This is a genomic window from Cupriavidus sp. OTU4054, assembly GCF_038440175.1.
GTDB lineage: Bacteria > Pseudomonadota > Gammaproteobacteria > Burkholderiales > Burkholderiaceae > Cupriavidus > Cupriavidus pauculus_D.
This window is the reverse complement of the sequence record NZ_JASATF010000018.1, coordinates 65,850-78,531: the sequence shown is the minus strand read 5'-3', so window position 1 is coordinate 78,531 and position 12,682 is coordinate 65,850. Positions and strand designations below refer to the sequence as shown.

The following is a 12,682-nucleotide window of genomic DNA, read 5'->3' as shown; positions in this document are numbered from 1 at the left end:
CAATGCCGCCGATCAGGGAACGGCTACGTGCGGGGGATCGCCGTACTGGCGATAGACCGCCGAGATCTGTTCGTTCAGCTCGTCGTTGTTGCTGGCCGCCACGCCGAGGTCGCGCAGCAGGCCATCGGATACGCCGTAGACCCAGCCATGCACGGTCACGGCCTGGCCGCGGGCCCAGGCATCCTGCAGCACGGTGGTCTGGCACAGGTTGTTGACCTGTTCGATCACGTTGAGCTCGCAGAGGCGCGTATGTGCGTCTTCCTCGCGCAGCAGCGTGCCGAGGTAGGCATCGTGCTTGTCGGCCACGTCGCGCACATGGCGCAGCCAGTTGTCGGCCAGCCCGATCCGCTCGCGCTTGAGCGCGACCTTCACGCCGCCGCAGCCGTAGTGGCCGACCACGGTGATGTGGCGCACCTTCAGCACTTCCACCGCGAACTGGATGACCGACAGCGCGTTCAGGTCGCTGTGCGAGATGACGTTGGCGATATTGCGGTGGACGAACACCTCGCCCGGGGCCAGCCCGAGAATCTGGTTGGCCGGTACGCGCGAATCGGAGCAGCCGATCCACAGGTACTCGGGCGCCTGCTGGTTGGCCAGACGCGTGAAGAACTGCGGGTCTTCCGCGTTGACGCGGTCCACCCAGTCACGGTTGTTGCGGAACAGCTGGGCAATCGCGTCACTCATGCCACTCTCCTTGGCCGCGGTTGCGAATGGGGCTGAGGCCGAGGCTCGGCTGGGCCAAAGCGCTGGCTGAATCGTTCTTGAGTCTGGTAGGCAAAAAAGTCATAAACGTGTCCGGCCAGAAGCCGGTCCTTGTAACCCTGCCACATGGCAGCGTCGAAAAAATCTGGATGATGCCGCAGAAATGCGTCGCGCACGCGCGTATCGCCAAGCAGGAACGTACGGAACGTCTCGGGAAACACGTCGCGCGGCCCTACGCTATACCACGGCTCGCCCGACATTTCCTCTTCCTCGTTGCGCGGCGCGGGCACGCGGCGGAAATTGCAGTCGGTCAGGTACTCCACTTCGTCGTAGTCGTAGAACACCACGCGCCCGTGGCGCGTGACGCCGAAGTTCTTGTACAGCATGTCGCCCGGAAAGATGTTGGCCGCCATCAGTTCCTTCACGGCATTGCCGTACTCGGCAATGCCGTGGTCCACCTGCGCGTCGTCGCCTTCCTGCAGCCACAGGTTCAGCGGCGTCATGCGGCGCTCGATATAGACGTGCCGCAGCACCACCTCGTCGCCGCCATCGCGCGCCCGCCGGTATTCGATCATCGACGGCACCTCGCGCTCCAGCTCGCGCAGCAGTGCCTCATCGAAGCGCGAGCGCGGAAACGCGACGTCCGAATACTCGAGCGTATCGGCCATGCGGCCCACGCGGTCGTGCTGCTTGACCAACTGGTACTTGCTCCGGACGAGCGCGCGCGTGGTGTCCTTCGGCGCCGGGATGGTATCGCGAATCACCTTGAAGACATAGGGATACGAGGGCAGCGTGAACACGAGCATCACGAGCCCGCGAATGCCGGGCGCCACGACGAAGCGATCGGACGAATGCTGCAGATGATGCAGGAAGTCGCGGTAGAACAGGTTCTTGCCCTGCTTGTGCAAACCCAGCGCGGTATAGATCTCGCCGCGCGGCTTGCGCGGCATGAGGTCGCGCAGGAACGTCACATACGCGGACGGTATCTCCATATCGACCATGAAGTACGCGTGCGCGAACGAGAACAGGACCAGGATCTGCGAGGTGCGCAGCAGCACCGTGTCGAGCACGAGCCGGCCCGACGCGCCATGCACGATCGGAATCACGAGCGGATACGTGCGGTCGCCGTTGACCATCCGCCCGACGATAAACGCCGACTTGTTGCGGAAGAACAGCGACGACAGCGTGTGGACCTGGAAATTCGGCGCGATGCGGAACTCGCCATGGTGCGCCTCGATGGCGCGCAGCACGTAGCCGATATCGCGCGGCAGGTCCTCGAACGGCACGTCGAGCTGGAAGTTGTGGACGATGCGTTCGAAGCAGGCCGCCATGCCCTCGCGGGAGCCTGGGTAGTAGGCACGGTAAGTCGGCCGGAATGGGGACAACGCGGGCGATTCCTCGTTCTCGAGGTACTCGGTCGAGATCGCGGGCCGCACGAAGATGAAATCGTTGTTGAAGTACGAACGATGCAGGATGCGCGTGCAGACCGAATTGAAGAACGTCTCCGCGAGCTCGGGCTGATGGTGGCGCGTCAGCAGCCCGATATAGTGCAGCTTGACCTGCTGCCAGATCTCGTCGCCGATCGTCTCCGCATCGTATTCGTCGACCAGCGCGCGAATCGTCTCGCCGACGCGCGCGTGATAGAACGCGATGCGGTCGCGCTGCAGCCGCTGCAGCGCGTGCCAGTCGCCAGCCTCGAAGCGCGACTTCGCATCCTTCGCCACGTCGCGGAACAGCCGGTAATGACGGTCGAAACCGTCCAGCATCGTGCGCGCCACGTCGTAGGCAATCTGCGAGGAGAGCAGCTTGGGAAAATGCGACATGGCGACCGGATCGGGCGTGACGTGGCGTAACGTGGCGTGTGGGTGACAGCAGGCGAAATTGTAGTTCGCCTTTCGTATTTACATCGTTTCCGCGAACAATTCCCGGCCAATCAGCATGCGGCGGATCTCGGACGTGCCCGCGCCAATCTCGTACAGCTTGGCATCGCGCCACAGGCGGCCCGCGGGGTACTCGTTGATGTAACCGTTACCGCCGAGAATCTGCACCGTCTCGCCCGCCATCCACGTCGCCTTCTCGGCCGTGTACAGGATGACGGCCGCGCAGTCCTTGCGGACCTGGCGCACATGGCCGGTCCCCAGCGCGTCGAGGTTCTTGCCCACGGTGTACAGGTAGCTGCGCGCGGCCTGCAGCGTCGTGTACATGTCCGCGACCTTGCCCTGGATCAGCTGGAATTCGCCGATGCTCTGGCCGAACTGCTTGCGGTCGTGGATATACGGCGTAACCACGTCCATGCAGGCCTGCATGATGCCCACCGGGCCGCCCGACAGCACCGCGCGCTCGTAGTCGAGCCCGCTCATCAGCACCTTCGCGCCGCCATTCTCGGCGCCCAGCACGTTCTCCACCGGCACCTCGACGTCCTGGAACACGAGCTCGCCCGTATGGGAGCCGCGCATGCCGAGCTTGTCGAGCTTCTGCGCGACCGAGAAGCCCTTCATGCCCTTCTCGACGATAAAGGCCGTCATCCCGCGCGCGCCGAGGTCGGGCTCGGTCTTCGCGTAGACCACGAGCACGTCGCAGTCCGGCCCGTTGGTGATCCACATCTTGGTGCCGTTGAGCACGTAGCGGTCGCCGCGCAGATCCGCGCGCAGCTTCATGCTGACGACGTCCGACCCCGCGTTGGGCTCGCTCATCGCGAGCGCGCCGATCCACTCGCCCGAGACCAGCTTCGGCAGGTACTTCGCGCGCTGCGCCGGGGTGCCGTTACGATGAATCTGGTTCACGCAGAGATTCGAATGCGCGCCGTAGGAGAGGCCGACCGACGCCGACGCGCGGCTGATCTCTTCCATCGCGATCATATGGGCGAGGTAGCCCATATTGGCGCCGCCGTACTCCTCCGCCACGGTAATGCCGAGTACGCCGAGGTCGCCCATCTTCTTCCACGCGTCCATCGGAAACTGGTCCGTGCGGTCGATCTCGGCCGCGCGCGGCGCCAGCTCGGCCTGCGCCCAGTCGCGCACGGCGTGGCGCAGCATCTCGATATCCTCGCCGAGATCGAATCTCAGGCCTGGCAACTCGGTCATGTCGGTCTCCTGTGTTCTGCGTTCTGTCTTGCCATCGGTGTCAGACGTGGTCCAGCGTGCGGACCACGCACAGCGTCATCAGCATCGTGGCCACCTGCTTGCGGCGCCCCGCCTGCTCTGCAAATACGTCCCCCTGCGCGACCACGAGCGTGCGGCCCGGCTTGAGTACCCGCGCCACCGCCACGAGCCGTTCGCCCTGCGCGGGCGACAGCAGGTTGATCTTGTACTCGGCCGTCAGCCCGGCCTCGCCTTCGCCGACCACCGACAGCGCGGCGTAGCCGCACGCGGTATCGGCCAGCGCGCCAATCGCGCCGCCGTGGAAGAACCCGTGCTGCTGGGTCACCGCGTCGGACCACGGCATCGACAGTTCCACTTCGCCGTGCACGACGCGCTCGATGCGTGCGCCGAGCGTCCGCATCATCCCCTGCCGCGCAAAGCTGGCCGCGATGGCGTCGGCGCGGCCCGGCGCGAGCGCCGCGCGCGAGGCACCGTTCAAGGCATCGTTCGGGCCATCGATAGCGGGTGAGGCGGACATGGACGCTCCTTGGGGGCCGATCGGACTGGGGATATTCTATTTACGTTTACGTAAACGTCAACTAGTGCAGACGCGTATCGGATGGTTCATGCCGCGCTTTCCCGGCGCCCCGCGAGCAGTGTCCGGCACTGCCGCTCGTGCGCATCGATCTCGGCCAGCTGCGCCTGCAAGTCCTCCATCTGGCGCTCAAGCGTCTCCCGATGCTGCGCAAGGGCATGCAGAAAGCGCTCGAGCTGCGGCGCGGTGTCGCGCGGGGATTCGTAGAGATCGAGGATCTCCTTGATTTCATTGAGCGTGAGCCCCAGCCGCTTGCCGCGCAGCGTGAGCTTGAGCCGCGTGCGCTCGCGCCCGTTGTAGACGCGCTTGCGTCCGCCGGGCCCTTCGCGCTCGGGCGACAGCAGGCCCTGATCCTCGTAGAACCGGATCGCGCGCGGCGTCACGTCGAACTCGCGCGCGAGGTCGGTAATCGTATAAGTGGCGGAAGAGGACTGAGCCGGCATGAGCGATGAGGAAGAATGCTGCGAAAAAAGAATGCTGCAAAAAAGCGAACGATCGTGCGGGAAAGTTCGTTGTATGGTCAAGTTTTCGACTAAGATGGGCACACGGGCGCCCCGATTGACGTTAACGTTAGCGTCAACCGCATCGTCTGACAACGTCCCGCAGAGACTTCCCATGAACGCACTCGAACACCAGCTCCAATATCCCTTTGGCGACACGCTGCCCGAGCCGGGCACGCGGCAGGAAGTGGCCCCCGGCATCTACTGGCTGCGCATGCCGCTGCCGTTCGCGCTCGACCATATCAATCTGTGGCTCGTGCGGGACCGTCTCGATGGCCAGGAAGGCTGGACCATCATCGATTGCGGCATCACCAACGACGCGATCCAGGCGCACTGGGAGACGATCTTCGCGCACCATCTCGACGGCCTGCCTGTGCTCCGCGTGCTGGTCACGCACTGCCATCCGGACCACGTCGGCCTCGCACACTGGCTGTGCAAGCGCTGGAACGTGCGGCTGTGGATGAGCCTGGGCGACTACATGACGGCGCGCGTCATGAACAGCGGCACCGGCGCGGGCTCCAACGCCGGCGGCGACTTCGCGGCGAGCCACTTCGAGCGCCACGGGCTGACCGATCCGGAAATGCTCGAGAAACTGCGCGCGCGCAAGAGCTACTACCCGTCGCTCGTGCCCGACCTGCCGGGGCAATACCGGCGGCTCATGGATGGCGACACCGTAAAGCTGGGGAACGATGCCGCGCGCGCGGAATGGCGCGTGATCACGGGCTTCGGGCACGCACCGGAACATGTGGCGCTCTACAACGCCACGACCAACGTGCTGATCTCGGGCGACATGGTGCTGCCGCGCATTTCGACCAACGTCAGCGTGTTCGACATGGAGCCCGAGGCCAATCCGCTGCAGCTCTACCTCGATTCGCTCCGCAAGTACGAAGGCCTGCCCGAGGATGTGCTGATCCTGCCGTCGCACGGCCGGCCGTTCCGCAATCTGCATACGCGGCTGCGGCAACTGCACGAGCACCACGTCGATCGCCTCGCGGAAACGCTCGCCGCCTGCGCGGAGAAGCCGTGCAATGCGCACGACATCGTCGGCGTCATCTTCCACCGCCAGTTCGATATCCACCAGCTGACGTTCGCGATGGGCGAGGCGCTCGCGCACCTCCACGCGCTGTGGCATCGCGGCCAGCTCGTGCGCGAGGCTGGCGACGACGGCATCTTCCGCTTCCGCGCGCCGTAGGCCGGGCTAGAAGCCTTCGCGCGCGAGGCCGGCCAGATAGCGCACGCCGGCCACCGCGCGGCTGCCGTACCACGACAGCATCTCGCCATCGACGAGCAGCACGGGCAGCCCCAGCTGCCGTTCCAGCGCATCGGCATGCGTCTCGGTAAAGCGGTACGGCTCGGTCGAGAGCAGCACCGCATCGAGATCGCGCACGAGCGCGTCGCTCCACCGGAACGTCGGATAGCGCTCGCCCGCCGCGTTCGGACGGCTGCAATCGCCATCGACGCAGACCTCCGGCGTCGCCGCCGGCCAGGTCTGCCAGTTCACGCGCGCGAGCATGCGGCTGATATAGGTGTCGCGCGACACCGTCATCCATGGGTCCTGCCAGATCGCGTAGAGCACGCGCCGCGCGGGCCAGGCCGCCTGCCCGAGCGCATCGAGTCCGGCTTCCAGCGCGGCGACGAGCGCCTCCGCCCGCGCCGCGCGTCCGAAGATCGCGCCGAGCAGCCGATACAACGGCACGTTGTCCTCGGGTGCGCACGGATGGGTCACGATCACATGCGGCACGAATGCGCGAATCGCCTCCACCGTGTCCCGGCGGTTCTCGTCGATATTGACGATGACGTGCGTGGGCGCGAGCGCGCGCAGCTTGTCCAGCTGCACGTCCTTGGTCCCGCCCACTTTCGGCACCGCGCGCACGTCCGGCGCGGGATGGACGCAGAATCCCGTGCGCGCGACGACCTGATTGCCAAGCCCGAGTGCGAACAACAACTCGGTGATCGACGGCACCAGCGATGCAATGCGCGCGTCCGCGCCGGCCACCGCATGCACGTGGCCGAGTGCGTCGGTCCGATGCGCTTGGTCACTCATCTCCCCACTCACTTCGGGTTTTCCTGCCTCGGCTTGCGCGGCGCGTTGGCGAACAACCGGTCATAGAGCCAGCGCGGCATGACGTGCAGCACCGACGCGACCACCCCCATCTGCCACGGCAGCACGCGGTAGCGCTTGCCCGCGGCGATCACGCGCACGGCCTTCCGCGCGAAGCGGTCGGCATCCATCAGGAACGGCATGCGGTAAGGGTTATGCGCGGTCATCGGCGTGCGGATATAGCCGGGCGCGATCGTCACCACGCGGATCGCATGCGGTTTCTGTTCGAGCCGCAGCGACTCGCACAGCTTCACCACGGCCGCCTTGGATGCGCTGTACGCCCCGCCGCCCGCGAGACCGCGTACGCCCGCCACGCTCGCAATGCCCACCAGCGTGCCGCGCAGGCCGCCAAGTCCCGGCGCGCGCGCCTGCATCGCGGGCAGAAACGGCTGGAACGTCGCGAGCGTGCCGTACCAGTTCGTGTCCATGACGGCGCGGGCGACCTCGAGGTCTTCGCGCGCCTCCGCGACCGTGCCGATGGAAATCCCCGCGCTGGCGATCACCACGTCGGGGCAGCCGAAGTGCGCCAGAAAGTCTTCGGCCGCGCGCGCCATCGCGCCGGCATCGCGCACATCGGCCGCATAGACGCGCACCGCATTGGGATTCGGCAGCGTCCCCGCGAAGTCGCGCAGCGCCGCCTCGTTGCGGCCGACGAGCCCGAGCACGGCGCCCTGTGCCGCGTACTCGCGCGCCAGCGCCTGCCCGATGCCGCTGGACGCCCCGGTGAGAAAAACTTTCAGAGGTCGCATCGTTTCACTGTAAGCGTTGAAGCTGCCTCAAGACAAGACGGCCCGGGGCACCTCTCGGTGCGCCGGGCCGTCATGGCAGTGTGGCGGGAAGGCCGTCGGATCAGAGCTTCTTGTCGCGCACGCCGGTCACGAGGAAGTCCATCGCCTGGATGGCGGCACCCTTCGTGCCCGCGATCGACGGCGACGTCACGTACTTGCCCTGCACGACGATCGTCGGCACGCCGTCGATCTTGTAGGCGTCGGCGATCTTGTTCGCGCGCTGGGCGTTGGTCGTTACCGAGAACGAGTTGAAGGTATCGACCCACTGCTTGCGGTCGATGCCGTTCTTGGCCATGAAATCGGCGATCTCGTCGGTGCTCAGCATGCGCTTGCGATCCTTGTGGATCGCGTCGAACACCTTGCCGTGCAGCGCTTCCAGCTTGCCCAGCGCTTCCAGCGTGTAGAAGATCTTGGTGTGGGCCAGCAGGTCCTCGCGGAAGGCCACGGGCACGCGCTTGAACACGACGTCCTTGCCCTGCTTGTGCACCCATGCCTCGAGCTCGGGCTCGAAGTCGTAGCAGTGCGGGCAGCCATACCAGAAGAACTCGGTCACTTCGATCTTGCCGGCCGGCACGGGCTGCGGCGCCTTCAGGACCTGGTAATCCTTGCCTTCGGTCGGCGCGGCCTGGGCGGCGGGCGCGGTCATCAGCAGACCGCTCACGGCGGCGATCGTGGCAAACAAGGCGGCGAATGTCTTCATGGCGGCGGTTCTGCGTGAGTACGCTCGGTAGGTACGTTCGGTTGGTACGGGGTTGGGTAACCTGCTTATGACCAGTCCGGCCGCTTCCGGTTCAACCGGAAGGCCGGTCTTACTGCTTGGTGAAACGAATCACGGACGCCTCGAAGCCGGCCGACTGCAGCCGGTCGCGCGCGCGGTTCATGTCCTCGATGCGGTTGAACGGTCCCAGTCGAACGCGGTACATCTTCACGCCGTTGACATCGCGGTCCGTCACCTTGGCCTCGAACCCCTGCATGGCCAGGTTGGCCTTCTGGCGATCGGCGTCGTCCTGCGAGCGGAACGCGCCCACCTGGAGCAGGTAGCCCACCTTGTTGGCGTCCGCCTGGGCAATCTCGGCGATCGGGTCGGCCACGGGCTTTTCCGCCGGGCGGGCGGCCTGCGGCGGCGTGACCGGGCGCGACGCGGCACCGCTGGTCCCCGCTTCCGGCGGACGCGTGACGGCCACCGGCGGCTGTGCGGGCACGGCCGGCGCGGCCGGATTGGCGGACGGCGCCGCGGGATTGGCCTCGGGCGGCTGGCCCACCGGCTTGGCCGGGGTCTTGCTCCACAGCGGCTTGTTCGGGTCCGACTGGTCGGCGCCCTGGGCGGGCTGCTGCGGCTGGGTCGGCGGCGGCAGCGCGCTCGCGACGTTGCCGGGCTCGCTCGGGCGCGGTGCCGCGGTGCCGCCATTCTTCTGCTGGAACGGCGCCGGCGACTTGGTGATGTACAGGGCGACCACAACGGCGATGGCCAGGCCGACGATCAGGCCGAGCACGAGGCCCAGAAACGTACCGCCATGTTGACTGTCACGACGGCGGGTGCCCTGGGCACGCTTGGCTTTCTGTTGCATGAAGTCCTCTTCGGTGATGCTCGCGATTATAGGGCCTGTTCGCGTTCCATCCGTTGCGGCGCGGAAACGCCGATCACGGCCAGGCCGTTGCGCAGGACCTGCCGGGTGGCGGCCAGCATGGCCAGGCGCGCGCGCTTGACGGCCTCGTCGTCCACGAGCACGCGGTCGGCGTTGTAGAACGCGTGGAAGTCGCCCGCGAGGTCGCGCAGGTAGAACGCCACCGCGTGCGGTGCCAGTTCGCCCGCGGCCGCGGCCAGCATGTCCGGGAACTCGGCCAGGCGGCGGCCCAGCGCGAGCGCCTGCGGGCTGACGTCGGCCGCGGTCACGGCGGTCAGGTCGGCGCCGGCCAGCTCGGGCAGGCGGGCCGCCCAGTCCGCGCCGCCCCATGCCTCGAAGATCGAGCAGATGCGCGCATGGGCGTACTGCACGTAATACACCGGGTTCTCGTCGTTCTGCTTCAGCGCGAGGTCCACGTCGAACACGAACTCGGTATCCGCCTTGCGCGACAGCAGGAAGAAGCGCACCGCGTCGCGGCCGCGCGTGAACAGCGCGGGCCAGTCGGCCACGCCGGCTTCCAGGCAGCCGCGGATGGTGCGGTCGCCGCCGTTGCTCCATTCGATCAGGTCGCGCACGGTCACGTACGAGCCGGCGCGCTTGGAGATCTTCACCTCCTCGCCGTTCTTCATCACGGTGACCATCTTGTGCAGCACGTAGTCGGGATAGCCCTGCGGAATCCCCATGTCCAGCCCCTGCAGGCCGGCGCGCACGCGGGCGATGGTGCCGTGGTGGTCGCTGCCCTGCACGTTGATGACCTTGTGGAAGCCGCGCTCCCACTTGGTCGTGTGATACGCGACGTCAGGCACGAAGTACGTGTACGTGCCGTCCGTCTTCTTCATCACGCGATCCTTGTCATCGCCGTCGTCGGTGGTGCGCAGCCACAGCGCGCCCTCGCTCTCGTAGGTCTTGCCCTTCGCGACGAGCGACTGCACCGCGTCCTCGACGCGGCCATCGCTATAGAGCGACGACTCGAGGTAATAGCGGTCGAACTTGACGCCGAAAGCCTGCAGGTCGATGTCCTGTTCGTTGCGCAGGTACGTGACCGCGAACTTGCGGATCGACTCGATATCCTCGACGTCGCCCGATGCCGTCACCGGCTCGCCGTCGGACGCGCTGACGGTCTTGCCCGCCAGGAAGTCCGCCGCGATATCGGCGATGTAGTCGCCGTTGTACGCGGACTCGGGCCAGTTGGCGTCGCCGGGCTTGAGGCCGCGCGCGCGCGCCTGCACCGAGGTCGCCAGCGTGTGGATCTGCACGCCCGCGTCGTTGTAGTAGAACTCGCGGTGCACGGCCCAGCCCTGCCAGCCCAGCAGGTTGGCCAGCGCGTCGCCGAGCGCGGCCTGGCGGCCATGGCCCACGTGCAGCGGGCCGGTCGGGTTGGCGGAGACGAATTCGACCAGCACCTGGCCGTGGGCACCCTCGGCCTTGGCGCCGAAACGGTCGCCCTCGGCCAGCACGGCGCGCAGCACCTCGGCGCGCGCCGCGGCGTTCAGCCGCAGGTTGATAAAGCCGGGGCCGGCGATCTCGAGCTTCTCCACGAGCGCCTGGGCGCGCGGGTCGGCCTCCACGGCGGCGACGATGCGCTGGGCCAGTTCGCGGGGGTTGCTCTTGAGCGCCCGCGCGACCTGCATGGCCACGTTGCAGGCCAGGTCGCCGTGGGCGGCGACCTTCGGCCGTTCGAACGTGACGGCGGGCAGGGCCGCATCGGCCGGGGCGAGCGACCGCACGGCATCCGTGAACGCGGCGGCAAGAATGGAGGTCTGAACAGGCAGCATGGTGGTCGGGCCCTGGGTCCCGCGGCAGCATCGTCAAGTGAACGGCGCGCCGCGCGACATGTATGAATTCGGATAAACGCCGAATTTTATCAGGTGCTATGCTGACATCATGCGGTTGCTTATGCGTGCATCCTCAAGGACACCATGGGACTCCATGGTTTCCGTGACTCGAAGAAAGGACACATCATGCTGATCACCTTCAAATCCCACGCGGCGCAGGACCTGATCATGATGAAGGACCTCGCCATCACGCTGCTTGGCATCATCGGCAAGCACCTGGGTGAGCGTGGGGTGATCACGACCGAAGAATTGCCGCGCGCCATCCAGAAGCTGGAAGCCGCGGTATCGGACGCGAAGAAGACCCACCCCGCGAACTCGTCCGTTGCCGAGGACGACGAACACGAAGAAGAGCCGCTGCACCTCGGTCAGCGCGCCTATCCGTTCCTCGACATGCTGCGCCTCTCGCAGAAGGAAGGGGCCGACGTGCTCTGGGGCGTGTAAACCCGGCCCGGCATCTCCTCCCACCGCGGCCCGCCGGGCCGCCGCCCCTCGCTCCCGGCCGCGCGCGGCGGCCGCGGGCGCTCGCCTCCGCGCCGAACTGAAAGCCCGCCGTAAGTTTCCCGCCGCCGTTCTTCCAACCCGCAACGCCCCAAAAAAAGCGCCCGGACGCACCGTGGAGGTGGCCGGGCCGCCGGATCAGGGATATATCCGGAAAGGGGGGGGTGCTGCAGGGGTAAAACGGAAATCGGGATGGCGGTTACCCGCCCATCGGTTTCGTGTCAGTCGGGTGCGGGTCAGTCGCTACGGCGACCCGCGAGCAGCAGACCGATGAACGCACCGGCCAGCGCCGCGATCCCCACCGCCTTGAGCGGGGATTCCACGACGCGCTGCCGGCCGGTGTCCACGGCCGCATCGACGTGATCGCGCGCCCAGTGCACGCCATCGTAGGTTTGCGCCCGCACGCGGTCGGCAAGCTTGTGCGCGCGTTCGCGCAGACGTTCGCCGGCCTGCATGCTTTCGGCCGAGCCTTCGTGCGCGAGCACCTCGATCGTTTGCTGCAACTGCGAGATCAGCGCGCGCACTTCGTCAGACACCGGTGCCGCGGCATCGCGGGCGGCATCGCGCGTGTCGCGCGCCGAGTGCTTGATCTGGCGGACAGTGTTCTGCGCACTGTCGGCAAGGTGATTCATTTCCTTCCGGACCTTCGGATTCTGCGTAAGCATGTTCAACTCCTTCTTCACGGATTGGGCGCCTTCAAAACACGATGACCGCCCGGGGGCGGCCATCGTGCCGCTGCGCTTCAACTACCGGCGTCGCACCAGGCCCATCACGAAGGTGACGAGCGCCACGACCAGGAAGATGAAGAACAGGATCTTGGCGATTTCCACGGCGCCGGCGGCGATACCGCCGAAGCCGAAGATCGCCGCGATCAGGGCGACAATGAAAAAGACGAGTGCGTAGTGCAGCATGGCCGGTCTCCCGAGGTTAGCGAAGTGCACCGGCTTTCGGCGCCTTC

14 protein-coding genes are annotated in these 12,682 nt (G+C 66.6%); 2 read left to right on the top strand and 12 right to left on the bottom strand.

The features are described 5' to 3' along the window. Window positions 1-12: 12 nt before the first annotated feature. The 5 genes from can to AAHB16_RS20685 all read right to left on the bottom strand — a co-directional run bounded on the left by can (window position 13) and on the right by AAHB16_RS20685 (window position 4,820). Complete coding sequence (gene can / locus AAHB16_RS20705; protein WP_150373129.1) at window positions 13-684, bottom strand: carbonate dehydratase; 672 nt, start codon at window positions 682-684, stop codon at window positions 13-15. Continuing rightward, complete coding sequence (gene aceK / locus AAHB16_RS20700) at window positions 681-2,525, bottom strand: bifunctional isocitrate dehydrogenase kinase/phosphatase (protein ID WP_342051865.1); 1,845 nt, start codon at window positions 2,523-2,525, stop codon at window positions 681-683. Before aceK ends, can begins: the two co-directional genes overlap by 4 nt. 78 nt (window positions 2,526-2,603) lie before the next feature. Further along, on the bottom strand, window positions 2,604-3,785 hold the full coding sequence (locus AAHB16_RS20695) for an isovaleryl-CoA dehydrogenase (RefSeq protein WP_150373133.1): 1,182 nt from the start codon (window positions 3,783-3,785) through the stop codon (window positions 2,604-2,606). A gap of 40 nt (window positions 3,786-3,825) precedes the next feature. Then, a complete protein-coding gene (locus AAHB16_RS20690) occupies window positions 3,826-4,206 on the bottom strand; it encodes a PaaI family thioesterase (RefSeq protein ID WP_223851524.1) in 381 nt (126 codons plus the stop codon). Between the two features lie 200 nt (window positions 4,207-4,406). Continuing rightward, window positions 4,407-4,820, bottom strand: coding sequence for a MerR family transcriptional regulator (locus tag AAHB16_RS20685; protein WP_150373136.1), 414 nt, complete (start codon window positions 4,818-4,820; stop codon window positions 4,407-4,409). Between the two features lie 172 nt (window positions 4,821-4,992). Between AAHB16_RS20685 and AAHB16_RS20680 the strand changes: the two genes are divergently transcribed. Beyond that, window positions 4,993-6,069: an MBL fold metallo-hydrolase gene (locus AAHB16_RS20680; protein ID WP_342051864.1), complete on the top strand. Its 1,077-nt coding sequence runs from the start codon at window positions 4,993-4,995 to the stop codon at window positions 6,067-6,069. Window positions 6,070-6,075: 6 nt separating this feature from the next. Here AAHB16_RS20680 and AAHB16_RS20675 read toward each other — a convergent pair whose 3' ends face one another. The 5 genes from AAHB16_RS20675 to argS form a co-directional block, all read right to left on the bottom strand. Beyond that, a complete protein-coding gene (locus AAHB16_RS20675; RefSeq protein ID WP_342051863.1) occupies window positions 6,076-6,921 on the bottom strand; it encodes a helical backbone metal receptor in 846 nt (281 codons plus the stop codon). An 8-nt stretch (window positions 6,922-6,929) separates the two neighbouring features. Continuing rightward, complete coding sequence (locus tag AAHB16_RS20670; protein WP_150373142.1) at window positions 6,930-7,727, bottom strand: SDR family oxidoreductase; 798 nt, start codon at window positions 7,725-7,727, stop codon at window positions 6,930-6,932. A gap of 100 nt (window positions 7,728-7,827) precedes the next feature. After that, window positions 7,828-8,466: a thiol:disulfide interchange protein DsbA/DsbL gene (locus tag AAHB16_RS20665; protein ID WP_342051862.1), complete on the bottom strand. Its 639-nt coding sequence runs from the start codon at window positions 8,464-8,466 to the stop codon at window positions 7,828-7,830. 109 nt (window positions 8,467-8,575) lie between these two features. Then, window positions 8,576-9,334: an SPOR domain-containing protein gene (locus AAHB16_RS20660; RefSeq protein ID WP_150373145.1), complete on the bottom strand. Its 759-nt coding sequence runs from the start codon at window positions 9,332-9,334 to the stop codon at window positions 8,576-8,578. Between the two features lie 26 nt (window positions 9,335-9,360). Further along, the gene (gene argS, locus AAHB16_RS20655; protein WP_150373146.1) at window positions 9,361-11,166 is read right to left on the bottom strand and encodes an arginine--tRNA ligase; all 1,806 of its coding nucleotides are present in this window, start codon (window positions 11,164-11,166) and stop codon (window positions 9,361-9,363) included. Between the two features lie 186 nt (window positions 11,167-11,352). Here argS and AAHB16_RS20650 point away from each other — a divergent pair, with 186 nt between their 5' ends. Then, entirely contained in the window at window positions 11,353-11,667 is a 315-nt protein-coding gene (locus AAHB16_RS20650; protein ID WP_150373148.1) for a DUF1840 domain-containing protein, read from the top strand. A gap of 293 nt (window positions 11,668-11,960) precedes the next feature. On the opposite strand, the gene AAHB16_RS20645 is transcribed toward AAHB16_RS20650, so the two are convergent. Both AAHB16_RS20645 and AAHB16_RS20640 read right to left on the bottom strand, forming a co-directional pair. Then, complete coding sequence (locus tag AAHB16_RS20645) at window positions 11,961-12,389, bottom strand: DUF883 family protein (RefSeq protein WP_150373149.1); 429 nt, start codon at window positions 12,387-12,389, stop codon at window positions 11,961-11,963. 81 nt (window positions 12,390-12,470) lie between these two features. Then, window positions 12,471-12,635, bottom strand: a complete 165-nt coding sequence (locus AAHB16_RS20640; RefSeq protein WP_109582372.1) for a DUF1328 domain-containing protein — start codon at window positions 12,633-12,635, stop codon at window positions 12,471-12,473. Window positions 12,636-12,682: the final 47 nt, after the last annotated feature.

Coding starts and splice junctions, on each gene's coding strand:
- AAHB16_RS20680 (WP_342051864.1), top strand. CDS start 4,993: ATGAACGCACTCGAACACCAGCTCCAATATCCCTTTGGCGACACGCTG.
- AAHB16_RS20640 (WP_109582372.1), bottom strand. CDS start 12,635: ATGCTGCACTACGCACTCGTCTTTTTCATTGTCGCCCTGATCGCGGCG.
- AAHB16_RS20685 (WP_150373136.1), bottom strand. CDS start 4,820: ATGCCGGCTCAGTCCTCTTCCGCCACTTATACGATTACCGACCTCGCG.
- AAHB16_RS20660 (WP_150373145.1), bottom strand. CDS start 9,334: ATGCAACAGAAAGCCAAGCGTGCCCAGGGCACCCGCCGTCGTGACAGT.
- AAHB16_RS20665 (WP_342051862.1), bottom strand. CDS start 8,466: ATGAAGACATTCGCCGCCTTGTTTGCCACGATCGCCGCCGTGAGCGGT.
- aceK (WP_342051865.1), bottom strand. CDS start 2,525: ATGTCGCATTTTCCCAAGCTGCTCTCCTCGCAGATTGCCTACGACGTG.
- AAHB16_RS20650 (WP_150373148.1), top strand. CDS start 11,353: ATGCTGATCACCTTCAAATCCCACGCGGCGCAGGACCTGATCATGATG.
- AAHB16_RS20695 (WP_150373133.1), bottom strand. CDS start 3,785: ATGACCGAGTTGCCAGGCCTGAGATTCGATCTCGGCGAGGATATCGAG.
- AAHB16_RS20690 (WP_223851524.1), bottom strand. CDS start 4,206: ATGATGCGGACGCTCGGCGCACGCATCGAGCGCGTCGTGCACGGCGAA.
- AAHB16_RS20645 (WP_150373149.1), bottom strand. CDS start 12,389: ATGCTTACGCAGAATCCGAAGGTCCGGAAGGAAATGAATCACCTTGCC.
- argS (WP_150373146.1), bottom strand. CDS start 11,166: ATGCTGCCTGTTCAGACCTCCATTCTTGCCGCCGCGTTCACGGATGCC.
- AAHB16_RS20675 (WP_342051863.1), bottom strand. CDS start 6,921: ATGAGTGACCAAGCGCATCGGACCGACGCACTCGGCCACGTGCATGCG.
- can (WP_150373129.1), bottom strand. CDS start 684: ATGAGTGACGCGATTGCCCAGCTGTTCCGCAACAACCGTGACTGGGTG.
- AAHB16_RS20670 (WP_150373142.1), bottom strand. CDS start 7,727: ATGCGACCTCTGAAAGTTTTTCTCACCGGGGCGTCCAGCGGCATCGGG.